The sequence below is a fragment of the Myxococcales bacterium genome (assembly GCA_016717005.1).
Lineage (GTDB): Bacteria > Myxococcota_A > Polyangia > Haliangiales > Haliangiaceae > UBA2376.
The window spans coordinates 349,776-376,613 of the sequence record JADJUF010000049.1 but is presented as its reverse complement, the minus strand read 5'-3'; the positions used below and the strand labels follow the sequence as shown (position 1 = coordinate 376,613).

At 74.0% G+C, this 26,838-nt stretch carries 25 protein-coding genes; 11 read left to right on the top strand and 14 right to left on the bottom strand.

The genetic code is table 11. From position 1 onward, the window contains the following. Window positions 1–6: 6 nt before the first annotated feature. The 3 genes from IPL61_40725 to IPL61_40715 form a co-directional block, all read right to left on the bottom strand. The gene (locus IPL61_40725) at window positions 7–777 is read right to left on the bottom strand and encodes an SAM-dependent methyltransferase (protein ID MBK9037507.1); all 771 of its coding nucleotides are present in this window, start codon (window positions 775–777) and stop codon (window positions 7–9) included. Window positions 778–1,003: 226 nt separating this feature from the next. After that, a complete protein-coding gene (locus IPL61_40720; protein ID MBK9037506.1) occupies window positions 1,004–1,327 on the bottom strand; it encodes a hypothetical protein in 324 nt (107 codons plus the stop codon). Between the two features lie 41 nt (window positions 1,328–1,368). Next, the gene (locus IPL61_40715) at window positions 1,369–1,953 is read right to left on the bottom strand and encodes a sigma-70 family RNA polymerase sigma factor (GenBank protein ID MBK9037505.1); all 585 of its coding nucleotides are present in this window, start codon (window positions 1,951–1,953) and stop codon (window positions 1,369–1,371) included. 165 nt (window positions 1,954–2,118) lie between these two features. On the opposite strand from IPL61_40715, the gene IPL61_40710 reads away from it, so the two are divergent. Then, complete coding sequence (locus IPL61_40710) at window positions 2,119–3,306, top strand: HAMP domain-containing histidine kinase (protein ID MBK9037504.1); 1,188 nt, start codon at window positions 2,119–2,121, stop codon at window positions 3,304–3,306. Beyond that, window positions 3,303–4,703: a sigma-54-dependent Fis family transcriptional regulator gene (locus IPL61_40705; GenBank protein MBK9037503.1), complete on the top strand. Its 1,401-nt coding sequence runs from the start codon at window positions 3,303–3,305 to the stop codon at window positions 4,701–4,703. Before IPL61_40710 ends, IPL61_40705 begins: the two co-directional genes overlap by 4 nt. Before the next feature lie 151 nt (window positions 4,704–4,854). Here the strand turns inward: IPL61_40705 and IPL61_40700 are convergent, their stop codons facing one another. Together IPL61_40700 and IPL61_40695 are read right to left on the bottom strand one after the other, a co-directional pair. After that, complete coding sequence (locus tag IPL61_40700) at window positions 4,855–5,199, bottom strand: hypothetical protein (GenBank protein MBK9037502.1); 345 nt, start codon at window positions 5,197–5,199, stop codon at window positions 4,855–4,857. A 23-nt stretch (window positions 5,200–5,222) separates the two neighbouring features. Then, window positions 5,223–6,233, bottom strand: coding sequence for a ferritin-like domain-containing protein (locus IPL61_40695; GenBank protein MBK9037501.1), 1,011 nt, complete (start codon window positions 6,231–6,233; stop codon window positions 5,223–5,225). 101 nt (window positions 6,234–6,334) lie between these two features. On the opposite strand from IPL61_40695, the gene IPL61_40690 reads away from it, so the two are divergent. Then, on the top strand, window positions 6,335–7,000 hold the full coding sequence (locus IPL61_40690; GenBank protein ID MBK9037500.1) for a TetR/AcrR family transcriptional regulator: 666 nt from the start codon (window positions 6,335–6,337) through the stop codon (window positions 6,998–7,000). A 460-nt stretch (window positions 7,001–7,460) separates the two neighbouring features. Here the strand turns inward: IPL61_40690 and IPL61_40685 are convergent, their stop codons facing one another. The 3 genes from IPL61_40685 to IPL61_40675 all read right to left on the bottom strand — a co-directional run bounded on the left by IPL61_40685 (window position 7,461) and on the right by IPL61_40675 (window position 10,977). After that, complete coding sequence (locus IPL61_40685) at window positions 7,461–7,844, bottom strand: cupredoxin domain-containing protein (protein ID MBK9037499.1); 384 nt, start codon at window positions 7,842–7,844, stop codon at window positions 7,461–7,463. A gap of 74 nt (window positions 7,845–7,918) precedes the next feature. Next, complete coding sequence (locus IPL61_40680) at window positions 7,919–10,570, bottom strand: protein kinase (GenBank protein MBK9037498.1); 2,652 nt, start codon at window positions 10,568–10,570, stop codon at window positions 7,919–7,921. A gap of 170 nt (window positions 10,571–10,740) precedes the next feature. Then, window positions 10,741–10,977: a BolA family transcriptional regulator gene (locus tag IPL61_40675; GenBank protein ID MBK9037497.1), complete on the bottom strand. Its 237-nt coding sequence runs from the start codon at window positions 10,975–10,977 to the stop codon at window positions 10,741–10,743. Window positions 10,978–11,018: 41 nt separating this feature from the next. Here IPL61_40675 and IPL61_40670 point away from each other — a divergent pair, with 41 nt between their 5' ends. Next, window positions 11,019–11,477, top strand: a complete 459-nt coding sequence (locus tag IPL61_40670) for a hypothetical protein (GenBank protein ID MBK9037496.1) — start codon at window positions 11,019–11,021, stop codon at window positions 11,475–11,477. Window positions 11,478–11,507: 30 nt separating this feature from the next. Here the strand turns inward: IPL61_40670 and kbl are convergent, their stop codons facing one another. The 6 genes from kbl to IPL61_40640 form a co-directional block, all read right to left on the bottom strand. Further along, complete coding sequence (kbl, locus tag IPL61_40665) at window positions 11,508–12,698, bottom strand: glycine C-acetyltransferase (protein MBK9037495.1); 1,191 nt, start codon at window positions 12,696–12,698, stop codon at window positions 11,508–11,510. Between the two features lie 139 nt (window positions 12,699–12,837). Beyond that, window positions 12,838–14,313: a putative DNA binding domain-containing protein gene (locus IPL61_40660; protein MBK9037494.1), complete on the bottom strand. Its 1,476-nt coding sequence runs from the start codon at window positions 14,311–14,313 to the stop codon at window positions 12,838–12,840. A gap of 55 nt (window positions 14,314–14,368) precedes the next feature. After that, on the bottom strand, window positions 14,369–15,316 hold the full coding sequence (locus tag IPL61_40655) for an NAD-dependent epimerase/dehydratase family protein (protein ID MBK9037493.1): 948 nt from the start codon (window positions 15,314–15,316) through the stop codon (window positions 14,369–14,371). A gap of 45 nt (window positions 15,317–15,361) precedes the next feature. Beyond that, window positions 15,362–16,105 (bottom strand): ferritin-like domain-containing protein, encoded by a 744-nt coding sequence (locus tag IPL61_40650; protein ID MBK9037492.1) that lies wholly within the window; start codon window positions 16,103–16,105, stop codon window positions 15,362–15,364. Between the two features lie 8 nt (window positions 16,106–16,113). Further along, window positions 16,114–16,614 (bottom strand): hypothetical protein, encoded by a 501-nt coding sequence (locus IPL61_40645; protein ID MBK9037491.1) that lies wholly within the window; start codon window positions 16,612–16,614, stop codon window positions 16,114–16,116. A gap of 55 nt (window positions 16,615–16,669) precedes the next feature. Then, window positions 16,670–17,644, bottom strand: coding sequence for an NADPH:quinone oxidoreductase family protein (locus IPL61_40640; protein MBK9037490.1), 975 nt, complete (start codon window positions 17,642–17,644; stop codon window positions 16,670–16,672). 55 nt (window positions 17,645–17,699) lie between these two features. Here IPL61_40640 and IPL61_40635 point away from each other — a divergent pair, with 55 nt between their 5' ends. The 7 genes from IPL61_40635 to IPL61_40605 all read left to right on the top strand — a co-directional run bounded on the left by IPL61_40635 (window position 17,700) and on the right by IPL61_40605 (window position 26,746). Then, complete coding sequence (locus IPL61_40635; GenBank protein MBK9037489.1) at window positions 17,700–18,761, top strand: hypothetical protein; 1,062 nt, start codon at window positions 17,700–17,702, stop codon at window positions 18,759–18,761. Window positions 18,762–18,766: 5 nt separating this feature from the next. Beyond that, entirely contained in the window at window positions 18,767–20,623 is a 1,857-nt protein-coding gene (locus tag IPL61_40630; protein MBK9037488.1) for a PHP domain-containing protein, read from the top strand. Further along, a complete protein-coding gene (locus IPL61_40625) occupies window positions 20,620–21,453 on the top strand; it encodes a hypothetical protein (GenBank protein ID MBK9037487.1) in 834 nt (277 codons plus the stop codon). Before IPL61_40630 ends, IPL61_40625 begins: the two co-directional genes overlap by 4 nt. 54 nt (window positions 21,454–21,507) lie before the next feature. Further along, on the top strand, window positions 21,508–21,891 hold the full coding sequence (locus IPL61_40620) for a hypothetical protein (GenBank protein MBK9037486.1): 384 nt from the start codon (window positions 21,508–21,510) through the stop codon (window positions 21,889–21,891). A gap of 91 nt (window positions 21,892–21,982) precedes the next feature. Next, a complete protein-coding gene (locus tag IPL61_40615; GenBank protein MBK9037485.1) occupies window positions 21,983–23,428 on the top strand; it encodes a PAS domain S-box protein in 1,446 nt (481 codons plus the stop codon). 71 nt (window positions 23,429–23,499) lie between these two features. Next, window positions 23,500–25,509: an ABC-F family ATP-binding cassette domain-containing protein gene (locus tag IPL61_40610; GenBank protein ID MBK9037484.1), complete on the top strand. Its 2,010-nt coding sequence runs from the start codon at window positions 23,500–23,502 to the stop codon at window positions 25,507–25,509. A 100-nt stretch (window positions 25,510–25,609) separates the two neighbouring features. After that, the gene (locus IPL61_40605) at window positions 25,610–26,746 is read left to right on the top strand and encodes a serine/threonine protein kinase (protein MBK9037483.1); all 1,137 of its coding nucleotides are present in this window, start codon (window positions 25,610–25,612) and stop codon (window positions 26,744–26,746) included. The last annotated feature ends 92 nt before the right edge of the window (window positions 26,747–26,838 follow it).

The window sequence follows — 26,838 nt, the reverse complement described above, 5'->3', positions numbered from 1 at the left end:
CCGCGGTCAGGCGGCGAGGCCGCGGACGACCGCCGGCGTGATGCCGAACCGCGCGCACAGCTCGTCGAGCTGGGCCTGGGCGGCGTGGTCGAACTTCTGGACCCGGCGCGCCAGCAAGAGCTCGTTCTTGAGCGAGTGCTCCCAGCCGGTCAGCTCGGTGACCGTCACCTGGTAGCCGTGGGCGGTCAGCGCCAGCGCGCGCACGACGTTGGTGAGGTGCGAGCCGAACTCGCGCCGGTGCCAGGCGTGCGCGGCCAGCGCGGCCAGCGCCGGCTCGGCCGGGCGGTGCTCGCCGAGCTGGCGCGCGACCTCGGCCTGACAGCACGGCACGACCGCGATCCAGTCGGCGCCGGCGCGGACGCCGCGCACGATCGCGTCGTCGGTGGCGGTGTCGCACGCGTGCAGCGCGGTCACCAGGTGCACGCGCTCGGGCAACGGCGCCTCCGCGATCGTGCCGGCGACGAAGCGCATGCGCTGGCAGCCGAACCGCGCCGCGCGCTCGACGCCCGAGGTCACCAGCTCGGGCCGGTTCTCGATCGACACCATCGTGGCCGCGGTGCCGCGCAGCCGGGTCACGTACAGGAGGAAGCCCAGGTAGCTCTTGCCGGCGCCGCAGTCGACCAGGGTCGCGACCTCCGGGAAGCGCGCGAGCACGTCGTCGATCGCGGGCCCGAGCAGCTGCAGCAGGTGGCGGATCTGCTTGAGCTTGCGACGGGCGTCGGCGTTGAGCTCGCCGGCGCGGGTGAGCAGGTGCAGGTCCTGTAGCAGCTCATGCATGACCGCGGCCGGGGCTCCGGGCAGGAGCTCGGCCGCGACCTCGGACCGATCGACCTTGGCGCGCACGGGCACACGCTACCCCACGAACCCGGGCGCGTCAGGCGCGCGGGTGGCGATGCGCCGGCGCCGCGTCAGGCGCGCGGGTGGCGAGGCGCCGCGAGGCTCCGCGAAGGCGCCGCGAGGGCGCCGCGAGGCTCCGCGAGGCTCCGCGAGGCTCCGCGAAGGCTCACGCAGGGGTCAGCGCGACCGCGACGGTGCGGCCGGCGCCGTGGACGATCACGGCGGCGCCGTCGTCCGTGAGGTCGATGCGGTCGATCCGGGCGGGCAGGGGCGACGCGACGAGCGGCCCGGCGGCGCGGCCGGCGCGGTCGGCGCGGTCGATCGTGGTGGTCAGCGCGCGCCCGTCATCGTCGATGGCCACGGTCCATTGCTCGCCGCGGTCGAGATCGAACACGACCGCGCCGGGGATGGCGTGGGCGCCGACGACGGCGGGCGCCGGGGCGGGGGGAGCGGGCAGCGCGAGGGCGAGGCGGAGCAGGAGGGCCAGCATGGGGACGCACCAGCCCAGTGCGACCGCCGTGCCACCCTCGGTCACGAACGATCGCGGCCAGTTGTCGACGGGCGTGGGGCGGCGGACACGGCCGCGTCATCGGCGGGACACGCTCGGCGGGCGGCGATCTTGGCGCGGTGGGCGCGGGTCTTGACCGCGGCCAGCGACAGCCCGGTGGCGCGGGCGATCTCGCTCTCGGTGCAGCCGAGCGCGTAGCGCAGCTCGAACACCTCGCCGTAGCGCGCGCCCAGGCGATCGACCCCGCGCAGCGCCCGCGCGCACTGTTCGCGCGCCACCGCGAGCGCCTCGCTCGACGGCGCCCGGCTCGGCTGCGCCTCGATCCACGCGGTGGTGCCGTCGTCGACGGTGGCCAGGACCTCGCGGCCGCGGCGGCGCTGGCGGCGCAGGTGCATGAGCGCGGCGGTGGTGGTGACGCGGTAGAGCCACGTCGAGAAGCGGGCGTCGCCGCGGTACGAGCTCAGGTGCCGGTGGGCGAGGAGCATCGCGTCCTGGGCGATGTCGTCAGCGGCGGACGTGTCGTCCTTGACGAAGCGGAGCGCGATGGCCTTGGCGTACGAGCGCGCCTCGGCATCGAGTCGGGGCGTGTCCAGCGGGCGGTCGTTCATGGCGGGCCTCCAGGGGTTCGCCGAGGGGAGTCCGCAAGGTCCGTTCCAGCGTCGTGGGCACGCTATTTCATATGGTTACGGCGCAAACCGAGACGTTCTCCGTCCATCGCGATATACACTGTCCACGCCTTTGGACGCCTTGTTCGTCACCGGCTGGACACCTCGATGACACGGATCGCGATCCTCGAAGACGACCCGCTGATCGGTCGCCACACCGCGGACATCATCGCCGAGCTGCTGCAGTTCGAGCCGGTGCTGGCGACCGCGCTCGCTGGCCAGGCCGCGGCGATCGACGGCAGCGCCGCGGTGATCGTCGGCGCCCATTTCGGCGGGCGACCGCTGGCGGCGACGGTCGCGGCCGCGCGCGATCGCGATCCGCACCGCCCGGTGCTGGTGGTGTGCGCGAGCGATGACGCCGACGCGGTCGACGCCGCGGCCGGGGTGGTCGGCGCGCTGGCGGTCGTGACCCGGCCGGTGGCGGCGGCGGCGCTCTTGCCGCGGCTGGTGGCGGCGCTCGAGCGGGCCGCGCTGGCGCGCACGGTCGATGAGCTGACCCGCCAGCTCGACGCCCGCGACGACGCGCTGGCCTCGACCCGGGGCCAGGCCGAGCGCGCGACCGCGGCGCTCGCCTCGACCTCGACCGAGCTGGCCACGGCCACCGAGCGCCTGGTCGTGGCCGAGCAGCTGGCCGCGGTCGGGCGGGTCGTGACCGGGATCGCCCACGAGCTGGGCCAGCAGCTCGCGCTGGTCGGCTACGCCGAGGCGCTCAAGGCCCGGGTCGCGAGCGATCCCGAGCTGGCCGAGCTGGCCGACGTCATCGTCGGCGCCCAGCGGCGCCTGCTGGCGATGGTCGACGCGATCCGCGACTTCACCGCCGGCCACGATCACGCGCCCGCGCGCGAGCCGGTCGACGCGGTCGCGATCGTCGACGACGCGCTCGCGCTCCTGCGCCACGATCCCGACGTCCGCCGCCGCCAGATCGTGCGCACGGTCGGCGATCACCCGCTGATCCTCGCGCACCGGGGCAAGCTGGCGCAGGTGGTCATCAACCTGGTCCACAACGCCGCGCTGGCCAGCGCGATCGGGGCCGCGATCGAGGTGGTCGTGGCGACGACCGTCGACGGCGCCGCCGCGATCACCGTGCGCGACGACGGCGTCGGCATGGCGCCCGAGGTGGTCGCGCGCCTGGGCGAGCCGTTCTTCACCACCCGCGGCGACCGCGGCTCGGGCCTGGGCGTCGGCATCTGCCGCCGGATCGTCGAGGATCACGGCGGCTCGTTGGCGTTCGCGTCGACCCCGGGCGCCGGCACCACCGCGACCGTGCGCCTGCCGGCGCTGGGCGGCGGGCCGTGACGACGTTGCGCGGGCGGGTGCTGGTGATCGACGCCGAGCCGCACATCCCGCGGCTGGTCGCGCTGCAGCTCGGCGACGACTACCAGGTCGCGGCCGCGGCCGACCTCGAGGCGGCGCTGGCCGACCTGCACGCGGTGCCGTACGACGTGGCGCTGGTCGAGCTCGATCTCGACGGGCGCGCGCCGATCGATCGGCTGCACGCGGCCGCGCCCGACGTGCCGGTGATCGCGCTGGCGGCGGCGCCGACGGTGGCGGCCACGGTCGCGGCGATGCGCGACGGCGCGGTCGACGTCGTGCCCAAGAGCGCGCGCGCCCACGAGCTGCGCGCGGCGGTGGCCCGGGCCGTGGCCCACGGCTCGCTCGCGCGCGAGGTCGCGCGCCTGCGCAGCGAGGTCGATCGCGCCCGCGGCCTGGGCGAGATCGTCGGCGAGTCGGCGCCGATGCGGGCGCTGCTCGGGCTGGTCGAGAAGGTCGCGAGCGCCGACGCGACCGTGCTGATCCTGGGCGAGAGCGGCACCGGCAAGGAGCTCCTGGCCCGCTCGCTCCACCGGATCGGCCCGCGCGCCAGGCAGCCGTTCGTCGCGTTCGACTGCTCGGCGCTGACGCCGTCGCTGCTCGAGGCCGAGCTGTTCGGCCACGAGAAGGGCGCGTTCACCGGCGCCGGCCGGGCCCGGCGCGGCCTGTTCCGCGAGGCCCACCTGGGCACGATCTTCCTCGACGAGATCGGCGACATCGCGCCGAGCGTGCAGAACAAGCTGCTGCGCGTGCTCCAGGAGCGCGAGATCAAGCCGGTCGGCGGCGATCACTTCGTCTCGATCGACGTGCGCGTGGTCGCCGCGACCAACAAGGACCTGCGGGCGCTGGTGGCGCGCGGCGACTTCCGCGAGGACCTGTACTGGCGCCTGGCGGTGGTGCCGATCCAGGTGCCGCCGCTGCGCGAGCGGCGCGAGGACATCCCGCTCCTGGCCAACCACATCCTGGCGCGCCGCCGCGGCGCCGCCAAGACCTCGTCGAGCGCGACCCGGTACCCGACCGCGCTGACCCAGGACGCGCTGGCGCGGCTGATGAGCTACGCCTGGCCCGGCAACATCCGCGAGCTCGAGAACGTGTTGTCGCGCGCGGCGATCCTGTGCGACGGCGAGCGGATCCGCGCCAGCGACCTCGACCTGGCCGGGCTGGCGCCGACCGCCGCCGCGCCGACCCGGGCCAGCGCCGCGCTGGCGCCGGGGCGCACGCTCAAGGACATCGTCGACGACGCCGCCCGCGCGGTCGAGCGGGCCGCGGTGACCGAGGCCCTGGCCGAGGCCGAGGGCTCGCCGGCCCGGGCCGCGCGCCTGCTCGGCATCAGCCGCGCCAGCATCTACAACAAGATGAAGGACTACGGCCTGGGCAAGTAGGGTCGCGCGCGGTCAGGCGGCGACCGGTGAAAGGCGACCGGCGAAAGGCGACCGGTGAAAGGCGACCGGTGAAAGGCGACCGGTGAAAGGCGACCGGTGAAAGGCGACCGGCGACAGGCGACCGGCGACCGGCGACGCGCCACCACGCGCCTCACCGCGCCGGCAGCGGCTCGGCCACGACCTGATCGCCGGTGCGGACCACGCACATGCCGCGATCGCACGCTGGCGCGGGCTGGTCGACGCAGCCGCGCTCGGTGCACGTCGCGCCGGCGCAGGCGCTCGTGTACTCGCGGTGGACGTCGGCGGCGAAGTCGCGGTGGACGCCGGCCACCGTGCCGCCGTTGCAGGCGTCGCAGCAGGTCAACTCGACCACCGCGCAGTCGGCGTCGGCGCTGCAGGCCTGGCGCTCGTCGATCGTGGTCGCCCGCGGCGGCGTCGACGGGGAGGACGCCTTGCAGGCGAAGGTGGCGACGGCGAGCAGGGCGAGCGTGCGCATGCCCCGAGTCTACGCCGTCGCGATCACGCCGTCGCGCGGCGGGCCGCGGCCTGCTCCTCGCGCTCGAGCTCGGCGAACGGGTCGGGCGCGTTCTCGAACTGCAGGATGCCGAGCTCGGCGAAGCGCGCGCGCTGGCGGTCCGAGAGCAGATCCATCTTCTTGATCGCCGGGACGATCTTCGCGAACAGGAGCTGCCGGAACATGACCTGGCCCTGGTTGTTGAGGGCGATGTCCATGCACTCCTGGGTCGGCAGCCCGACCTTGTCCCAGACCTCCTGGAACAGGAAGCGATCGCGCATCAGCCGCGCGGCCTCGTAGACGAAGTCCTCGCGCTCGCGCTTCATCGCCTCGGGCTGGTCGCGGTAGTAGTCGCGCAGCGACAGCACGCCGAACGCGACGTGGCGGGCCTCGTCGCCCATGACGTAGGCGGTGAGCTCGCGCAGCAGCGGATCGGGCGTGTTCATGCGGATCATCCCGAACGCCGCCAGCGCGAGGCCCTCGACCATGATCTGCATGCCGAGGAACTTCATGTCCCAGCGGCTGTCCTTGAGGATCATGTCGAGCAGGGTCTTCAGGTGCGGGTTGACCGGGTACGCGAACCCGACCTTCTCGTGCAGGTAGCGGTTGTAGACGTCGACGTGGCGGGCCTCGTCGACGACCTGGGTCGCGCCGTAGAGCTTCGAGTCGAGGTCCTGGACCGAGTCGACCAGCTGGGCCGCGGCCAGGAGGGCGCCCTGCTCGCCGTGGAGGAACTGCGACAGCGTCCACGCCGAGGTCTCGATGTTGATCGCGGTCTTCTCGCGCTCGCTCAGCCGGCGCCAGATGTCGGAGCCGTACAGCGGCATCAGCTCCTCGGGGCCCATCGGCTGCTCGAGGTCGGGCGTGATGTGCCACGGCAGCACGACGTCCGACTGCCACTGGGCGCGCGTCGCCTTGTCGTAGAGCTCGCGCAGCTTGGCGCGCGTGTCCTGGTAGCCCCAGGTGTACGTCACGTCCAGGATCGTCTCGAGCGTCTCGAGCGATGGACCCGTCACACTCTCCGGCGTCGACGCGGGCGCGGCCATGGTTCCTCCAAATGTGAAACTAATTTCAGTTTGGGCTTGGCGCGGCGCGCCGTCAAGGTGAAACTGGGGCCATGGTCCGCGCCGCGTCGCGTCCTGCCACCGGCGCCGCCGCCGCGGTGCTGGCGGATCCGCGCGCGCCGCACTTCACGCAGGAGCGGGCGCGGCGCACCTACGAGGCGCTCATCGACGCCGCGTCCGAGGCGTTCGTGTCCGACGGCTACGACGCCACCGGCACCCCCGACATCGCGCGGCGCGCCCGGGTCTCGGTCGGCACCTTCTACCGCTACTTCGACGACAAGCGGCAGGTGTTCATCGAGGTGTCGCGCCGTCACCTCGCCGCGGGCTACGAGCGGATCCTCGAGCGCCTCACCCCGGAGCGCTTCACCGGCAAGGCCCGCGCCGCCACGATCGCCGCGGCCATCGACGTGCTGTGCGATCACGTCGCCCAGTTCCCGGCGATGCAGCGGGTGTTCGTCGAGATGGCGCTGCGCGATCCCGAGGTGGCGCGCCAGCGCCGGGCGTTCGACGAGCTGTCGTGCGGGCGGCTGACCGAGCTGATCGCCGCGATCACGCCGCGGGCGCGGGTGCCGGATCCGGCCGCGACCGCGTGGGTGCTCTACATCGCGGCGGTCGAGTGCGCCGCGGCGCTGGCCGGGCTGCACGGGCCGCCGTCGGTCGCGGCGCCCGCGGCCAAGGCCGCGCTGAGCGCGGTGCTCGAGCGCGCGCTGTTCGCGTGAGCGCGGCGCGGCGCGCGGTCAGGCGCCGACGCCGCGCGGGTGGCGTGCGCGCGCGGTCAGGATCCGACGCCGCGCGCTGGTGGCGTGAACGCGCGGTCAGGCGGGGGGGCCCCCCCCCCCCCCCCCCCCCCCCCGGGCGCCCCCCCCCCCCCCCCCCCCCCCCCCCCGGGGCCGCCCCCCCCCCAAAAAGGAAAACCCCCCCCCCCCCCCCCCCCCCCCCCCCCCCCCCCCCCCGCCCCCCCCCCCCCCCCCCCCCCCCCCCCCGCGCCCCCCGGCCCCGGCCCCGCGCCCCCCGCGGGCGGGCGCGGCGCCGGCCCCCCCCCGCGCCCCGCGGGGGGGCGCGCGGCCCGCCGCCCCCGCCGCGCGGGTGGCGTGCGCGCGGTCAGCGCCCGACGCCGCGCGCTGGTGGCGTGAACGCGCGGTCAGGCGCCGACGCCGCGCGCTGCTCGCGAGCGCGCTGTCAGGACCCGACGACGATCAGGCCGGACATCATGTCCATGCCGCACGCGAACTGGACCTCGCCGCTGGCCGGCGCGGTCACGGCGATCTCGACCGGCTGGTTCATCGGCAGGTCGTGGACCGCGCCGCCGGCGACCTTGACCTGGGCGCCGCACTGGGTGTCCTCGACCCGGGTGAAGACCAGCGTCAGCTTCTCGTTGGGCTTGGCCTGGATGCTGTCGGGTTCGTAGCCGGCCTTCTTGACGGTGATCGGGATCGCGCGCGAGCCGTCGGCGGCGATCGTGCCGGCGGTGACGGGCGCGGGCTGGGGCTTGGCCTTGGCCTTGGGCTCCGCCTTGGTGCAGGCCAGGAGCGATGCGAGCGTGAGCACGAACACGAGTCTCATGGCCGGGACTCTACCCCGGGCCGGCGCGGCGCGGCGGGCGCTCGACGCAGCTGGTCGCCGCGCCACGCCGCCGATCACTTCGACAAGGCGAACGTGTTGACGAAGCAGACCGGGACCGCGTGGCCCGCGTCCTTGTAGGAGGTGAACCGCCAGGTCTTGATCGCCGAGGACAGCTTGTCGGCCACCTCGCCGGTCAGCTTGATGACCGAGACCGACGTGACCGAGCCGCCCGCGTCGACGCAGATCTTGGCGCTCACCGACTTCGGCACGGTCGACTCCTGGCCGGGGCGGGTGATCGTGGTGATGCGCGGCAGGTCGCCGCTCGTGCGCTTGACCGCGTTGGGGGGCACGAGCTTCGGCGGCCCGGTGCGCGGCGCGGGCACGGCCACCGGGGGCGCGACGACCGCGCGCGCGCCGGCGTCGATGTCCGGCGCCTTGACGACCGCGGCGGTGCCAGGGCCCGGCGGTGGTGGCGTGACCAGGGCGGCGCTGGCCGAGCCGGTGGTCGGGGGCTTCGCGGCGCCCGTGACGGGCGGCGTCGTCGTCGGGGGCGGCGGCGGCACCGCGACGCCGAGCGTCGGCGCCTCGGGCCGGGGCGGCGGCACCGGCCGGGCCTCGCGGATCTGGGCCTGGGCCAGCTCGCGCGCCTCGCGCTCACCGCGCTCGCGGCGCTTGACCTCGCTCATCGACGGCGAGAACTCGTACTGCGTGCGGGCCTCGGCCTCGAACCGCTGCCGCCAGAGGACCTCGCCGGCCTGGCGCAGCGCGACCGAGTGGTTGCCCGGCGACACCGCCATCTTGATCGGCGTCTTGTCGGGCAGCTCCTTGCCGTCGAGCAGCACGGTCAGGCCCTGGGGCTCGGAGTCGAGCACCAGCATCGCCATGTCGGCCTCGGGCCCGGCCGGCGCCGGCGCCAGCACCGCGCGGATGGTCTGGGTCTCGCTCGACGACAGCTCGATCGAGGTCTCCCACGACACGAACCCGTCGCGGCTGATCTTCACCTGGACGACGCCGGGCTCGAGCTGGATCGTCCAGGGCGCGCCGGCGTGCTGCTCGAGGCCGGCGATCTTGATCTGCGCGTCGCCGGGCTCGACGATGAACTTGAGCGTGCCGGTCGGCACCGCCGTGACCTCGGGGCCGGTCGGCGTGGCCGGCGCCTTGGCGCTGGGGCGGACGAACGCGAAGTACGCGCCGGCCGCGATCGCCGCCACCGCCAGCAGGCCGACCACGACCTTGACGCCGGAGCCGGCGCGCTGCTCGACGATCGCCGCGCCGAACGCGGGGCTCGACGAGCGCGGGTTGGGCGCGGTCGCGTCGCTCGCGTCGAGCGGCACCGCGACCGGGGCGCCGGTCGACGTCGGTCGGCGCGCGGGCACCGCGTCGGAGCTCGAGCCGTGCGGGAACGTCGCGGGCCGGGCCTGGGCCTGCGGCGCCATCATGCCGATCAAGGTCGCCGAGTCGGCGGGATCGGCCTCGGCCGCGACCATGCCGGCGCCCATCGCGCCCGCGTGCGAGTAGTCGGGCACGTCGTCGAGCGCGACCGGCTGGTTGGAGTCGTGCTCCTGGCCGCCGCCCCAGGCGACGTCCGCGGCCTCCTCCTCCTCGTTGGGGTTGGGGCGGCCGCCGTCGGTGCGCGCGCGGGCCACCATCGGCGGGTGGCCGCTCTGCGACGCCGCCCGGATCGCCATCGGCGGGGGCGTGCGCAACGCCGGCGAGCGCGACACGCCGCCGAGCGAGTCGCTGACCGCCGCGCCGCTGAAGTTGCCCTCGGGCGCCTCGAGCGCGAACGCCCAGTCGGACCAGGCCTGGACCTCGCGGTTGGTCGCCGAGAGCTGGTAGCGGATGCGGACCGCGTGCAGGTCGTCGCGCAGCTCGGCCGCCGACGAGTAGCGGTGATCGGGATCCCGGGCCAGCGCCCGCAGCACGATCGCGTCGAGCTCGGGCGGCACCGCCTGGTTGAACGCCGACGGCGGCAGCACGTCCGAGCGCTGCACGTTGAGCAGCGTCTGGTACTCGTTCTTCGACGCGAACAGCGGTCGCGCGGTCAGGAGCTCGTGGGCGATGACGCCCATCGAGAACAGGTCGGAGCGGGCGTCGAGCTCCTTGCCCGCGATCGCCTCGGGCGCCATGTACGCGAGCTTGCCCTTGACCCGACCGGTCTGGGTGCGGAGCTGCGCCGACTGGGCCTTGGCGATCCCGAAGTCGATGACCTTGAGGTGGCCGGAGCGCGTCACCATCAGGTTCGACGGCGACACGTCGCGGTGGACCAGCCCGAGCGGCTCGCCGTCGTCGTCGCACTTGGTGTGGGCGTACTCGAGCGCCTCGCACGCCTGGATCAAGAGCGACAGCGTGACGTTGATCGTCGGCGGCCCCGAGACCTTGCGCGACTGGCGCAGGATCCGGCGGACGTCGCGGCCGTCGATGTACTCCATCGCGATGAAGTAGACGCCGCCGACCTTGCCCAGCTCGAACAGCTGGACGACGTTGGCGTGCTGGAGCATCAGCGCCAGCTTGGCCTCGCGCACGAACGACTTGATGAAGGTGGCGTCCTCGGCCAGGTGCGGCAGCAGCCGCTTGAGCGCGACGACGCGCTCGATCCCTTCGATGCCGCGCTGCTTGGCGCGGTGGACGGTCGCCATCCCTCCTACCCCGAGTCGTTCGTAGACGACGTACGGGCCGAACTGCTCCTGGGTGAGCGGTGCCGAGGGGTCGAGCGGTTGCGTCATGACGCGGTTGGTCGCGCCGTGATGGTGGCACGCAGTCGTCGCGATTGCGCGATGAAAATCCGCAAAAAGCTCCCGCGGATCTGTGACGCGGTCTCACGCCTACAGGGTCCCACAACCTCGTCGCACACCCTCGGCGCACGGCCCCGATCACCGTCGGCCGGTGACGCGGGTCAGCGCATCTCGTCGGGCGCGAGCAGGTCCATCGTCAGCGCATGGATCGGGCCGCGCAGCTCCTCGGCCAGCGCGGCGTTCATCAGGCGGTGGCGCTGCACCAGCGGCTTGCCGGAGAATGCCGTCGACACGACCTGGACCTTCCAGTGATCCGAGGTGCCGGTGAGATCTTCCAGGCGCACCTCGGCGTCAGGTAGCGCGGTGCGGATCTTGGCGGCGATCTGATCGGCGGTCACCGTCGTGTACTAGCACGACCCAGCGGCGCTACGATCTCGAGATGCGCGGGCGGCTGATCGCGATCGGGTGCGCGGCGGGCCTCGTGGCGGCGGCGCCGGCCGCGACCGCCGAGCCGCGCTGGTACGGCGAACGGATCGTCGCGATCGACGGCACCAGCGACGCGCTCCTGCTCGTGGGCCTGTTCGGCGACAGCGAGCTGGCGGCGTACGCCGGCCTGGCCGGGTACGTGCTGGGCGGGCCGATCATCCACGCCACCCAGGGCGAGTGGAACCGGGCCGGCGGCAGCCTGGGCCTGCGGCTGGCGCTGCCGGCGGTGGGCGGCGTGATCGGTCACCGCGTCTGCGTCGACGACAGCGGCCTCCTGCGCTGCGTCGGGTCGCTGGTCGTCGGCCTGGCCGTGGGCGGCCTGATCGCGCAGGTCGTCGATCCCGCGCTGCTGGCGTACACCGACGACGGGGCCCCGGCGCCGACGCTGCTGCGCCTCGGCGGCCAGTTCTGACGCTGACCTGAGCGCCCGCGCCGCCCCGCCTCAGCCGGCGACGACGCCCAGCTCGCGGCCGACCTGCGCGAACGCGCTGATCGCGCGATCGATGTCGTCGTCGGAGTGCGCCGCCGAGATCTGCACCCGGATCCGGGCCGCGCCCTTGGGCACGACCGGGAACGAGAAGCCGATGACGTAGATGCCGAGCTCGAGCAGGCGCGCCGCCATCGCGTTGGCGAGCTTGGCGTCGCCGAGCATGACCGGCGTGATCGGGTGGGTGCCGGGGCGGATCGCGAGGCCGGCCGCGGTCATGCCGGCGCGGAACCGCGCGGTGTTGCGCTCGAGCTTGTCGCGCAGCTCGGTCGACTCGGTCAGGAGCGCCAGCGCCGCCAGGCTGCCGGCGACGATCGGCGGCGCCAGCGTGTTCGAGAACAGGTACGGCCGGCTGCGGTTGCGCAGCAGGTCGACGATCTCGCGCTTGCCGCTGGTGAAGCCGCCCGAGGCGCCGCCCAGGGCCTTGCCCAGGGTCGAGGTGTAGACGTCGACGCGATCCATGCAGCCGCGGTGCTCGGCGGTGCCGCGGCCGGTCCGGCCGACGAAGCCGGTGGCGTGGCTGTCGTCGACCATGACCAGCGCCCGGTGGCGCTCGGCCAGGTCGCAGATCGCGTCGAGCCGGGCGATGTCGCCGTCCATCGAGAACACGCCGTCGGTCGCGATCATGCGCAGGCGCTTGCCGGCGGTCGCGACCAGCTTGGCCTCGAGATCGACCAGGTCGTCGTGCTCGTAGCGGTGGCGCTCGGCCTTGCACAGGCGCACGCCGTCGATGATCGACGCGTGGTTGAGCGCGTCGGAGATGATCGCGTCGTCCTCACCCAGGAGCGTCTCGAACAGCCCGCCGTTGGCGTCGAAGCACGAGCCGTACAGGATCGTGTCCTCGGTGCCGAGGAAGCTCGAGATCGCGGCCTCGAGGTCCTTGTGGCGATCCTGGGTGCCGCAGATGAAGCGCACGCTCGACAGGCCGTAGCCGCGGTCGTCGAGGGCGGCCCGGGCCGCGGCGATCACCCGCGGGTGGCTCGACAGGCCCAGGTAGTTGTTGGCGCAGAAGTTCACGACCTCGCGGCCGCCGGCGGTGATGTGCGCGGCCTGGGGCGAGGCGATGATGCGCTCGTGCTTCCACAGCCCGGCGTCGCGGATCTCGGCCAGCGTGCGCGCGAAGACGTCCTTGGCGTCGGTGTACATGGCCGCGGTTATACGCCGCGGCCTGCGCGGCGCGGCGAGATCGGCCGCGCTATCAAATGTCCATCAAATAGGTCATGTTATTGTAATTGCTTGGAAAAATCGCAAAATGCCGCGGCGCGCGCGCCAGTCGATCAAATAGCTAACTGGCCACCGCCCAGCTCGGCACATACCGCATGAACTTCCGCCCGGCGGCCGGGTCCACCGCGACGATAACCCCAGCCTCGACCGCCTCCTTGATGAGCCGGGAAGCGCTCGCGCTGTTCTTTTCGTCGATCCCGAAGCGCTTTCGGATGGACGCGTTGGTGACCTGTTCGTTGCTGACGTACTTCAGGCACGCATGCAAGTAGCAGGCACGAACGCGGTCGTCGCGACTCATCTTGTCCAACGGTCGATGGGCGTAGAGGATGGCGACGGTCGCCTCACCGCGGACCTCGAACAACGGCGCCGGCAGCTGGAAGTACTCGGTCTGGAACACGACCTTGTCGACGCCGCTGCCTCGCTCTTCGCAGATGCCCATCCGGCGCATCAATGACGCGAGGTCCTCGTTGCGAGATCGCGGAGGTTGGTCGAGAAACCGGTCGGCCTTGACGAGCGGTACGCCGGGGTTCGTGATCTCCATCCGGTCCGCGAAGATCTCGACGGTCGGTCCGGCGCCGCTGACGAAGAAGTCCTGGTGGATGAGCGCGTTCGCCACGAGCTCACGGACCGCGATCGGCGGGTACATCGGGACGGTTTTGCGAAGCGCCTGCTCGACCACCTCGTTCGATGGGATCAGCCCGTTGATGTAGGTAATGAGTCCCTCGAAGCCACTGGCGTAGCCCCTCGACCCACCCTGCTCACGCTCCGTGCTCGTCTTTTCAGTTCCCCGGTAGACGATGACCCGGATCGCCTTGCGCTCGAGCTTGTGGAACCAGGCCAGCTGCTTCGCGAACAACATCGCCCCGAGGTTCGTGATGTCCCATCCGCCGGCATCGCTCCGACGGATGAGCCGGTCACCCGCGAGGGCCTCGATGATCTTGCTCCGATCGGTAGGCAGTGGCCGCGCCAGCAGATCGAAGTACGCCGGATAGTCCAGGAGGTGCACGACCTCCTCCTCGGTCACGTGCTCCGTTGCGACACCGACTTCGAATGGAGTCTGGTCGAAGATCCTCCAGAGCGCCCGTTCCTTCTCCGGATAGTTCTTCAACGGCTGCTTGTACGAGCCGACCCGGATGTACTCGACGCCGTGGAACTGCACCGGCTGACGGGTCGCACGTTCGATCTCCAGCACGACGACCCGCTTGCCATCGACGTCGACTTCGTAGAAGCCGAACTCGATCTTCGGCGTCAGCTGCTGGAGGAGCCAGCTCTCAAGCTCCTGGGCGCCCTTCTTCTGCTGCTTGGGTGCGACGGTGGTGCCGACGATGTCGTGGGTCTTGTCGTCGACGCCCCACAGCAGGTAGGCGCTCGACTTGCCGACCAGCGCCGCCGCGTTGGCGAGCGCCGAGATGTACTCGCCGAGCTCCTGCGGGTCGTCGTTGTTCCGCTTGAACTCGACCGACTCGGTCTCGGTCGGCAGGCGGCAGAGCTCGCGAACTAGATCGGCCAGAAACGCGGGCGAGCGGATGGGACTCATGACTCAGGGTGGCGCAGCCATGCGCCTGAGTCGGAACGTACACCAACGACCGCGGTCAATGCGCGAGCTGGGCGCCGCCCGACAGCAGCGCGCGGATCTTCGGCACCAGATCCTCGGTCATCGCGTCGAGCTGGTAGCGCGGGGCCCAGCCCCAGTCGCGGCGGGCGCAGGCGTCATCGAGCGCGCGCGGCCACGAGTCGAGGATGCCCTGGCGCAGCGGATCGGGCTGGTAGGTGATCGTCACGCCCGGGACGGCGCGCGCGACCGACGCGGCGATCTCGTCGGCCCGGGGCGAGAACCCGGCGATGTTGTAGACCGCGCGGGTCAGGCGCTGGCGCGGGGCCGCGGCCAGCTCGAGCAGGCCGCGCACGCCGTCGGGCATGTACATCAGCGGCACCCGGGTGTCGGGCCGCGCGAACGCCTGGTAGCTGCCGACCCGGACGCCGTCGACGTACATGAACAGCGCGTAGTCGGTCGAGCCGCCGCCGGGCAGGCTGGCGCTGATCAGGCCCGGGAAGCGCACGCCGCGGCAGTCGAGGTCGTAGCGGCTGCGGTAGTACTCGCACAGCATCTCGCCCGCGGCCTTGGTCACCCCGTACATCGTCGTCGGGCGCAGGCCGACGTCGTCGGGCGTCGGGTCGGGCAGGCCCGGGCCGTAGACCGCGATCGACGAGCAGAACATGAGCTGGCGCACGCCGCGGGCCCGGCAGGCCTCGAGCACGTTCCAGGTGCCGGTCTGGTTGACCGCGTAGGCCAGCGCCGGGTTCTTCTCGCCGGTGGCCGACAGGATCGCGGCGAGGTGGTAGACGCACTCGGGCGCCTCCTCGGCGATCACTCGATCGACCGCGGCGGCGTCGACGACGTCGAGCGCGCGCCAGTCGACCTCGGCGGTCGCGGCCCGGGGCTTGAGATCGGTGGCGACGATCCGGTGGCCCTGAGCTCCGAGCGCGGTGATGAGGTCGGCGCCGATCTGGCCGCCCGCGCCGGTGAGGAGGATCTTCATGCGACTCGCCTTTCGCCGCGCATCATATGCGGGCGCCGCGATCGATCAATCGATCGCCGCCGCGATCGAGGGATCTCGCGCGGCACAGGCGGCGGCGGCGGCGATGCCGCGGGCCTCGAACCTGGGCGCGTAGTCGCGGGCCCAGGTCGCGGTCAGGATCCGGGCGTAGTCCCGCGCCGGGGCCAGGCCCCAGGCGCGATCGTCATCGGTCACGGCGCTGGGCGCGTCGAGCGCGCCGCCGTAGCTGGCGGTCAGCGCGGCGAACAGCCGCGGCAGCTCGGCGGCGGCGAGGCCCGGCAGCGCGGCGGCCAGGGGCGTCGTCAGCACCCAGTCGAGGCAGGCCCAGCCGAAGTCGCGGTGGCGGACCTCGTCCTGCAGGATCCGATCGAGCGCGGCGCGCGCCACCGGCACCGTGGCCGCGGCCCGCAGGTGCGCGAACAGCGGCACGGCGACGGTCTCGTTGAGGCAGAACACCTGCAGCGCGGCGGTGATCACGTCGTCCTCGAGCGGCCGGTCCGCGCGCCGGGGCAGCGCCAGCGTCGCGCGGTCGAGCGCAGGCGGCGCGGCGCCGCCGGCCGCGACGTAGACCTCGGCCGAGCGCTGCGAGTGGGCCAGCTCGTCGGCGACGATCGCCAGCCCCAGCTCGATCAGGTCGGGGCTGGCGCCGATCTGGATCAGCCACAGGACGAAGTGCTGGGTGATCGCGGCCGAGCCGTACTCGGCCGCGATGCGGTTGCGCCACTCGGCGCGGACGCGGTCCGAGGCCGGCGGGGTCGCGACGGGGGCCACGCCCACGGTCACGACGGGCAGTCGACCGGCTGCGGCCGCGGCGGGTTGCACGGCGCGTTGGGGGCGCACGCCGGGGGCGAGGACTCGAGCAGGCAGGTGCCGCCGGGCTGCTCGCGGATCTTGACCAACTGGTCGGTCATGCCGGTCGGGCACGACTCCATCGGCCGCGGCGGCGGCGGGTTGCAGGTCGCCTTGGGCGAGCAGGTCACGTCGATCGACGCGTAGCACTGCTGATCGGTGCGGTTGCGGAACACCGTCCAGGTGTGCAGCGTGGTGGCGGTCGTGGTGGGCGGCGGCGGCCGCACCTGATCGGTGACCGCGGGCTCGCGCGGGACCTCGACCGGGGCCGGGCCGGTCGGCGGCGCCGCGGTCGCGTCCGCGGTCGTGGGGCCGGCGGTGGCGGGGCCGGCGGGCGGCGGCGCCGAGGCGCTGTGGACCACGCACGCGGGCGCGACCGCCAGGGTCACGACCAGCGGGGCGGCGAAGCGGGTGCGGAGCGAGCGCGACATCGCGCGAACCTAAGCGAGCGGCCGCCGCGGCGCAACGTCGCGGCCGCGGCGGGTGTCAGCGCACCGCGAGCGCGAGGTTGCCGACGCTGGTGCGGGCCGCGAGCGCGTCGAGGCCGTCGGGCAGCTCGGTCATCGCCAGGGTCCGCACCACCGGGCGCAGCTCGCCGCGCTCGACCCGGGCGCACAGGTCGGCGTGGGTCGCCTCGATCAGCGCGCGATCGCGCTCGAAGTAGGCGCCCCAGTACAGCCCGACGATCGACGTGTTCTTGAGCAGCACCCGGTTGAGCTTGATCGCCGGGATCGCGCCCGACGCGAACCCGATCACGAGCAGCCGGCCCTCCCACGCCAGGGCCTTCATCGCGCGCTCGGTCGTGTCGCCGCCGACGGGGTCGTAGATCACGTCGACGCCCTTGCCGTCGGTGGCGGCCAGGGCCGCGGCCACGAAGTCGCCGGCGCGGTGATCGATCGCGACGTCGGCGCCGGCGGCGGCGCAGGCCGCGACCTTGTCGGCGCCGCCGGCGACCGCGAGCACCCGCGCGCCCAGCGCCTTGCCGAGCTGGATCGCCGCGAGGCCGGTGCCGCCGGCGGCGCCCAGCACCAGCAGCGTCTCGCCGGCGGCCAGGTGCGCGCGGCGGGTCAGCGCGAGGTGGCCGGTCTGGTACGTGACCAGGAAGCTCGCGGCCTCGGCCGCGGACAGCCCGGTCGGCCACGGCAGCACCGCGGCGTCGCGCACCGCGAGCTGCTCGGCGAACGCGCCCCACGACGCCGACGCCACGACCCGGTCGCCGACGCGGAGGCGGCTGGCGGCGCCGACCGCGCGCACGACGCCGGCGGCCTCGAACCCGGGCGAGAACGGCCGCGGCGCGCGGACCTGGTACTGCCCGGCGATCGCGAGCAGGTCGGGGAAGTTCAGGCCGGCGGCGGCGACGTCGATCACGACGCCGTCGGCGGGCGCGACCGGATCGGGCGCGTCCTCGAGGCGCAGGACGTCGCGGTGGGCACCGTACTCGTGGACTCGCCAGGCGCGCATCGCGCGCGAGGATGCGCGCGCGGCGGTGTGGTCGCAAGCGGTGTAGGATGTCCGGATGTCCGTCCGCGTGTACGCCGCGCTGGTCGCGGCGATGGCGCTCGTCGACGCCGGCTGCGGTCGCGACAGCTGCCTCGGCGGCGACTGCGAGGCGACGACGCCGTGCGGCGGCCTCACGTTCGCGTGCGCGACCCCGCGCCTGTACGTCGGGGCGCTGGCGGCGGCGCCGCCCGAGCTGGGCCTGGCGCGCGGCCAGGGCGCGGCCGGCGACGTGGTCCTGTCCAACGGCGTGATCACCGCGGTCGTGAGCGCGCTCGACGCGCCGACCGATCTGGCGCCGACCGGTGGCAACCTGATCGATCTGGGGCCCAGCGGCGGCGTCGACGACCTGACGATCCTGTACCAGCTCGCCGGGCTGCTGCCCGACGACGCGTTCGCCTACGACCGGGTCGAGCTGGTCGATCGCGCGCCCGAATACGTCGCGGTGATCGCGCGCGGCCACCTCGACGGCCGCCCCGACGTCGCGGTCGCGACCCGCTACGAGCTGCGCCCGTGCGACCCGGGCCTGCGGGTCCGCAGCGAGCTGCACAACGGCTCGCCCGATCGCCAGGCGTTCGTGATCGCCGACACCGCGCACTGGGGCAAGCGCCGGGTGATCCCGTTCGCGCCGGTGGCCGGGCAGGGCTACAGCCAGCCGCCGCTCGAGCTGCTCGACCTGACCGCGCTGTGGCAGGACTACCCGTACGTGGCCGCGGCGACGCCGGCGCCCGACGGCCCGGCCTACGGCGTGATCGCGTGCGACCGCGATCGGGTCAGCGGCGTCAACGACCTCGAGGTGTCGGCGCTGGGCACGCCGATCGAGGCGGTCGCGCCCGGGCAGGGCCTCGTGTTCGAGCGCTTCGTCGTCGCGGCCGGGGACGGCACCGGCGGCGGCGGCGCCCGCGGCGGCTCGGGGCCGGCGGCGGCGGTCGAGGCGCTCCTGACCGCGCGCGGGCAGCTGTTCGGCAGCCCGGCTCCGACGATCGTCACCGGCCGGGTGCTGGCCGAGGGCTTCCCGTTCGGCGGCGACGTCCGGCGCGCGTCGGTGGTGATCCGCGGCGGCGACGACGCGCGCCGCTGACCGCGGTGGTGCCCGCCGCCGACGGCCAGTTCCGGGCGGCGGTGCCCACGGCCGAGGACCTGTCGTGGGAGCTGTGGTCGTTCGGGCGGCGCGAGCTGCGCGGCGACGTCGCCGACGGCGGCGCGCTCGGCGACCTGACCGTGCCGGCGCCGGCGACGGTCAACCTGCACGTGACCCGCGGCGGCGCCGGGCCCAGCGAGCCGATCGACGCGCTGGTCGTGTTCGAGCCCGCCGACGACGCCACCCGGGCCGCGGTCAAGGGCTCGTTCCACGGCCGGCTGACGCCGTGCGCGCCGTGGCTGGGGCCGCCCAACGGCGCGTCGCCCGCGTGCAACCGCGTGCTGGTCGAGCCGGCCGGCACCGACGTCGAGGTCCCGGCCGGGCACTACCTCGTGCTCGCCAGCGCCGGCCCCGACGCCACCGTGGCGCGGGCCGAGGTCCAGCTCGATCCCGGCGAGCTGATCGCCGTCGACCTCGAGCTCCGCGCCCTCGACGTGGTCCCGCCGGGGTGGCTCGCCGCCGATCTGCACGTCCACGGCGCCGCCAGCTTCGACTCGGGCCTGCCCGATCGCGATCGCGTGCGCTCGTTCCTGGCCGCCGGCGTCGACGTGATCGCGGCGACCGATCACGACTACGTGACCGACTACGCCGCGACGGTGGCGGCGCTGGGCGCCGGCGACCGGGTGCTGGTGCTCGGCGGGCTGGAGACCACGCCGCTGATCCCGTTCCTCGACGTGCCCGGCGAGGATCTGCCCCGGGTGATCGGCCACTTCAACTTCTGGCCGCTGACGCCGGTGCCGGCGTCGCCCCGGGGCGGCGCGCCGTGGGACGAGCGGCTCGAGCCCGGCGCGCTGTTCGACCTCCTCGATCCGCTGATCGGCCCCGACGGCGTGCGCATGATCAACCACCCGTGGGACGAGCCGCAGTTCGGGCGCGACCTCGGGTACCTGCGCGCGATCGAGTTCGACCCGCGCGCGCCGCTGCCGCGCGCCGCCGACGGGTCCCCGGGCGGCACGCTCCTGGCCCGTCCCGGCGGCGGCCACGCCAACCTCGACTGGGACGTCATGGAGGTCGGCAACGGCGCCGGCGCCGACGAGTGGCAGAAGACCCGGGGCTCGTGGTTCGCGCTGGCCTCGGCCGGGCACCCGGTCGTCGGCGTCGCCAACAGCGACTCGCACGGGCTGCGCGACAACCAGCTCGGCTGGGGCCGCACCTGGGTCGAGGCCGGCACCGCCCTCGCCGCCACCACCGGGGCCAGCTTCGACCGCGCGCTCAAGGGCGGCGCGGTCGTGGCCGGCAGCGGCGTGTTCATCGCGATCGGCATCGGCCCCAGCGGCGCGCCGCGGCGTGGGCTGGGCCTCGTGCCGGTGGTGCCGCGGCCCGGCGACGTGGTCGCGATCGAGGTCCGGGCCGCGCCGTGGATCCCGGTGGCCGAGGTGCGGGCGGTGACGTCGCGCGGCGAGCAGGTGCTGGTCCGGGACCTGCCGGCGCCGGCCGATCCGTTCGGCGCCGGCGGCGTCGTGCGCTGGCGCGGCGAGGTGCCGCTGGCGTCGCTGGTCGGCGCCACCGACGACTGGCTGGTGTTCGAGGCCGGCCTGGCGCCGCCGCGCTACGCCGATCTCGACGACGACGGCGTGCCCGACACCGGCGACAACGATCGCGACGGCGACGTCGATCGCGACGACATCGAGGACGACGAGGACACCGGCCCGATCGTCAACCCGCCCGATCCCGACGACGCGACCGACCCGCGCTACGTGATGACGCGGATCGTGCCCGAGAGCTGGCCGTACGGGTTCACGAGCCTCTTGCTGATCGATCTGGCCGGCGACGGCTGGACCCCGCCGCGAGGCGCGCCGTGATCGCGCGCGCGGCCCTGATCACCGTGGCGCTGGCCCTGGCGCTGGCCCCGGCCGCGGCCGGGGCCGACGACATCTGCGCCGATCCCATCGACGAGCCGGTCGCGGTGCCGTGGCGGGACGCCGGCTTCGACGGCGGGCGCGGGGGCTGCCTGCAGCCCGACGCCTCGGTCGACGTGCGCGGCCGCGCGCTGATCGACACGCCCGCGTTCTACGGCACGCTCGGCGGCGACCTCACCGTGGCGGTGCGGCTGGTCGAGCAGCGTCGCTTCGAGTGGGGGCTCGCGGTCCGCGCCGCCGAGGTCGCGTTCATCCAGAACGCGGTGTGGAAGATCGTCGAGCCGACCTACGGCCCGCTCCTGGTCCACGGGGCGTTCGGCGCCGAGGCCGCGCTGGCCGGGCGGCCGCTGCGCGTGGCCGTGGTCGCCCAGGCCGAGCTGCCGTACACGCGCTCGACGATCGCCAGCTCGACCGGCGCCGTCCAGCTGGCCGCGGTCGTGACCTGGCAGGCGCGGGCGCGGCTGCGGATCCACGCCCGGGCCGCGGCGCTCGGCTGGTACGGGCGCGCGGTCACCGGCACCTCGACCCGGGCCGCCGGGCTGGCGTCGCTCGACGCGAGCTGGCGGGCCCGGCGCTGGCTCAGCGCCGACCTCGGCGTCGACGTCCAGGGCGGCTGGTACGGGCTCGGGCTCGATCACGTCGCGGCGCGGGTCGGCGCCCACTGGCGCGTGATCGGGCCGTGGCGGGTCGCGATCGCCGTCGGCGTGCCGCTGGTCGGCGCCGAGCGCCAGGACGTCGCCGCGTCGCTCGGGGTCCGGCGCGATCTCGATTGACGGCCGCGCGACGAACCTCCGGCCGCGCGATCGATCCGGGAGTACACTGAGATCGTGCGCGACCGGGCCGACGACCGCCCCGCGACCCGGCCCGGTGAGGCCCGGCGGGCCGAGGTGACCGCTGCGCTCGCCCTGGTCGAGGGCGGCGACCGCGACGCCGCGCGCGAGCTGTTCGGGGAGATCGACGACTGGGCCGAGTTCCGCGATCCGCTGCGCTACCAGCTCGAGCGCGGCCAGCTGCGCTACGTCCTCGCGCACCCGGCCGACTTCGCCGACGACACCGCCCGGGAGCTGTACTCGGCGCTGCTCGAGCGCCACGCCGGCGACGGCGAGCGTCTGGCAGAGGTCCGGGCCATCGGCGCGACGCTGCACGAGCTCGAGCGCCAGGGCCAGCTGCCCCGGGTCATGGTCGTGCGCGCGCCCCGTCGCCGCGAGTGAGCTCCAGGGGGCGGCCCGTCACCGCGCGCCCTCGTCGGGGGCCGCGCCCGACAGGGTTGCGCGCGGCGCGGGCGCTGGCGACAATCGGCCGGTGACCGGCGGTGACGACTCGGTGATGGCGGCGCTCGTGGCCGCGCTGCCGGACGGGGTGCTGGTGATCGACGCCGCGGCCCGGATCGAGCGCGCCAACGCGGCCGCGGCGCAGCTGCTCGGCCACCCGCTCGACGCGCTGGTCGGCCGGCCGGTGGCCGAGCTGTACCTCGATCCGGCCGAGGCCCACGAGCGGACGCTGGCCGACCGCGCCGGCGTCGACGGGCGCCCGACGCCGCGCGAGTGGCGCACCAGCGCCGGGGCGCGCCGGGTGCTGCTGGTGTCGTCGCGGGTCCTCGGCGACCGGGTCGGGCTGGTGCTGCGCGACCCCGAGGATCTCGGCGACATGGTCGAGCGGCTGCTGCGCACCGCCGCCAGCTTCCGCGCGGTCATCGAGAACGCGCCCGACTGCGTGATCATCCACACCCGCGGTCGCATCACCTACGCCAACCAGATGATGCTGCAGATGTGGCGCGGCCCGCTCGAGCAGCTGGTCGGGCGCGCCGCGATCGACCTGGTCCACCCCGACGACCACCCGCTGGTGGTCGACCGCATGCGCGGGCTCGCCGAGGGCGGGTCGCACCTGCCGTTCATCGACGAGCGGCTGGTGCGCAGCGACGGCACCGTGTTCCTGGCCCAGGTCGGCGCGGTGCCGATCGCGTTCGACGGGGAGCCCGCGGTCATGGTGGTCGCGCGCGACGTCACCGAGGTGCGCCAGCGTCAGCTCCGCGGCGGCCAGATCGATCGCATGGTCGCGCTGGGCACGCTCGCGGCCGGGGTGGCGCACGAGATCGGCAACCCGCTGACCTACCTGCTGCTCCGGCTCGACGCCGCGACGGTGCGCGCCGGCGAGCTGCGCTCGGCGTTGCCGCCCGGGACCCCGGCCGCGCCGGTGCTCGACGAGCTGGTCGGGCACCTGGCGGCGATCGCCGACGGCGCCCGGCGGGTGCGCACGATCGTCGGCGAGCTGCGCCAGTTCGCGCGGCCCGATGACGAGCCGACCGTGCTCGACGTGACCGCGCCGATCGAGCGCGCGCTCAAGATCGCCGGCCACGCGCTGGCCGGGATCGAGATCGAGCGCGCCTACGCCGCGGCGCCGCCGGTGCTGATCGCCGAGGGCAAGCTGACCCAGGTGGCGCTGAACCTGCTGATCAACGCCGGCCACGCCATCCGCGCCGCCGGCGGCGGCGGCCACCGCATCGGCGTGCGGGTGTGGCGCGACGGCCGCCACACCTGCTTCGCCATCAGCGACACCGGCGTCGGGATCGCGCCCGGCGATCTGCCGCGCGTGTTCGACCCGTTCTTCTCGACCAAGCCGGTGGGCGAGGGCATCGGCCTGGGCCTGGCCACCGCCCAGTCGATCGTGGCCAGCGCCTCGGGCCGGCTCACCGTCGCGAGCGTCCCCGGGGCCGGCGCCACGTTCACGGTGGCGCTGCCGGCGTCCTGACCGCGATCGAGCGAAGTGCGGGACGCGGCGGTGGCGAGCGCTGCGCGGCTGCGGTATACGCGCCCGCTGCCATGAGCCTGGTCGTCCTCGAAGAGGTCACGCTGTTCTTCGCCGATCGGATGATCTTCGACGCGGTCGGGCTCCGCATCGGCAGCCACGATCGGATCGGCCTGGTCGGGCCCAACGGCTCGGGCAAGACCACGCTGCTCAAGATCATCGCGGGGCTCCAGGAGATCGACGACGGCCGGATCATCCGCGCCCGCGGCGTCCGGGTCGGCTGGCTGCCCCAGGATCTGGCGCTGACCGGCGGGCGGACGCTGCTGTCGTTCGTGGTCGACAGCGTCCCGGGGCGGGCCCAGCTCGACCTCGACCTGGCGGCGGCCGAGGCCGAGCTGACCGAGGCCGGCGACGATCCGGCCCGCCACGACCAGCTGCTCGAGCTGGCCGAGCGCGTGGCCGAGCTGCACGAGCAGCAGGCCCACTTCGACCGGTTCTTCTCGACCCACGAGGCCCAGACGATCCTCGACGGCCTCGGCTTCGCCACCAGCGACCACGGCCGTGACCTCGGCGAGTTCTCGGGCGGGTGGAAGATGCGCGCGGTCCTGGCCGGGCTGCTGTTCCAGCGGCCCGACGTGCTCTTGCTCGACGAGCCCACCAACCACCTCGACCTGCCGTCGGTGGCGTGGTTCGGCGACTTCCTCAAGCGCTACGACCGCGCGTTCATCCTGATCAGCCACGACCGCGAGTTCCTGAACGAGCAGATCGCGCGGGTGGTCTCGCTCGAGCCCGAGGGCGTGCGCAGCTACCCCGGCAACTACGAGCGCTACGTCGAGGCCCGGCTCGAGGAGGAGACCATCCTGGCCGGCAAGGCCAAGAACCTCGAGCGCGAGCGCGAGCACCTGACCACCTTCATCAACCGGTTCCGGGCCCAGGCCAACAAGGCCAAGGCGGTGCAGTCCCGCATCAAGATGCTCGAGAAGATGGAGGACGTCGAGACCTTCCAGAAGCGCAACGTCATGCGCTGGAGCTTCGCGCCGACCGAGCGGACCGCCGCCGAGGTGCTCAAGCTCGACGGGCTGCGCAAGGTCTACGGCGACCACGTCGTGCTGCGCTCGGTCGACCTGACGGTCAAGCGCGGCGAGAAGATCGGCATCATCGGCAAGAACGGCGCCGGCAAGACCACGCTGCTCAAGATGATCGCCGACGAGCTGCCCAGCGACGGCGGCGCCATCCGCCTGGGCCAGGGCGTCAAGGTCGGCTACTACGCCCAGCACCACGGCGACACCCTCGACATGACCGCGTCGGTGCAGGAGGTCGTGCAGCGGGCCAACCCGGCGGCGCCGGTGTCGCGGGTGCGCTCGATCCTGGGCGCGTTCATGTTCTCGGGCGACAGCGTCGACAAGCCGATCAAGGTGCTGTCGGGCGGCGAGCGCTCGCGCGTCGCGCTGGCCCGGCTGCTGGTCAACCCCGGCAACCTGATCCTGATGGACGAGCCGACCAACCACCTCGATCTCGAGTCGGCCGACAGCCTGGCGCGGTCGCTGACCACGTTCGACGGCACGCTGGTGTTCGTCAGCCACAGCCGGTCGCTGATCCGCACGCTCGCGACCCGGATCTGGAACGTCGAGGACGGCGGCGTCGAGACCTACCCGGGTGGGCTCGACGACTACCTGTACTCGTGCACGCTGCGGCAGCGCGAGGTGGTGATGGCCGCCAAGGCGCCGGCGCCGCCGTCCCGGACCGCCACCCCGGCCGCGCCCGCGCCCGCGGCCGACGCCGCCAGCCGCGAGGACGACAAGGCCCGCAAGCGGCGCGAGGCCGACGAGCGGCGCGCCCGCGCCAAGGCGCTCGGCCCGCTCGAGAAGCGCGTGGCCGACCTCGAGGAGCGGATCACCGCGCTCGAGACCGCCCAGGCCCAGCGCTCGGCGGCGCTGGCCGATCCGGCGGTGTACGCCGACGACGCGCGCCGCAAGCAGCTGCTCGGCGACTACGGCGGCGATCAGGAGAAGCTCGACGAGCTGACCGGTCGGTGGGAGGCCGCCGCCAGCGAGCTCGAGGCCGCCCGCGCGCGCCTCGGGTGACGCGCGCGGACCGCAGCGCCTGCCCCACAGCATCTTTCGCAGCCCTCACAGGCGCTGTCGGGCATTGCAGGTCGGGCCGCGGGCGGGGATAATGCGAGCGGTGACAAGCCCGGTCGTCCTCGACGGCAAGTACGAGCTGGTCGAGATGGCCGGAGAAGGCGGCATGGCGTCGGTCTGGAAGGCCCAGGTCAAGGGCGCCGCCGGCTTCTCGCGCACGGTCGCGATCAAGAAGATCAAGAGCGAGTTCCGCTCGATCAAGAACTACACCGAGATGTTCATCGAGGAGGCGCGGGTCGGCTCCGAGCTCGCGCACCCCAACATCGTCCAGGTCTACGACTTCTGCGTCGATCCCCAGGGCACGTACTACATCGTCATGGAGTGGGTCGAGGGGATGGACCTCGGCGGCTTCGTCAAGGCCGAGCGCGAGGCCGGCGGGCGCACCCCGTGGCCGCTGGTGGTGGTGGCGGCGATCGGCACGCTGCGGGGCCTGGCGGCGGCCCACGAGCGGCGCCGCCCTGACGGCACGCCGGCGCCGATCGTCCACCGCGACGTCTCGCCGCACAACATCCTCCTGGGCAGCAACGGCGCGGTGAAGCTCACCGACTTCGGCCTGGCCCGCGCCCGCGACCGCATGGTCAGCCTGACGGCGCCGGGCACGGTCAAGGGCAAGCTGTCGTACCTGTCGCCCGAGGTCGCGATGGGCGGCCAGGCGACGCCGGCCTCGGATCTGTTCGCGATGGGCGCGGTGATGTGGGAGTCGCTGACCGGCGAGCGCCTGTTCGACGGGCGCTCGGACCTCGACGTGTTCAAGCTGATCCGGCAGTGCATCATCCGGCCGCTGTCGGCGTACCGCAGCGATCTGCCCGACGAGCTGATCGTGATCATCGAGCGCGCGCTAGCCAAGGAGCCGGCCGATCGGTTCGGCTCGGCCGCGAGCTTCGCGTTCATGCTGGGCGAGGTGCTGCGCTACGCCCCGCCCGGCGGCGATCCTCAGGCGATCCTGGCCCAGCGCGTGGCCGAGCACCGAGCCCGCCTGGGGCCGCGGCGGTCGGCGCTGATGACCAGCGAGAACGTCCCGACCTGGACCTACGCGAAGCCGGCGTCGGCGCCGACGCTGGCGCCGGGCGCGGTCGACAACGGCTCGGGCATCGACATCGAGATCGGCCCGGCCGAGGCGCTGGGCGACACCAGCGATCCGATCCCGCTGACGACGCGCAAGCGGAAGAAGAAGGACTGACCGCGCGCGGCGGCGGCGCTCACCCGGCCGGGGCCGGGGGCTTGAGCGCGGGCACCGAGCACAGGGACTGACCGCGCGCGGCGGCGGCGCTC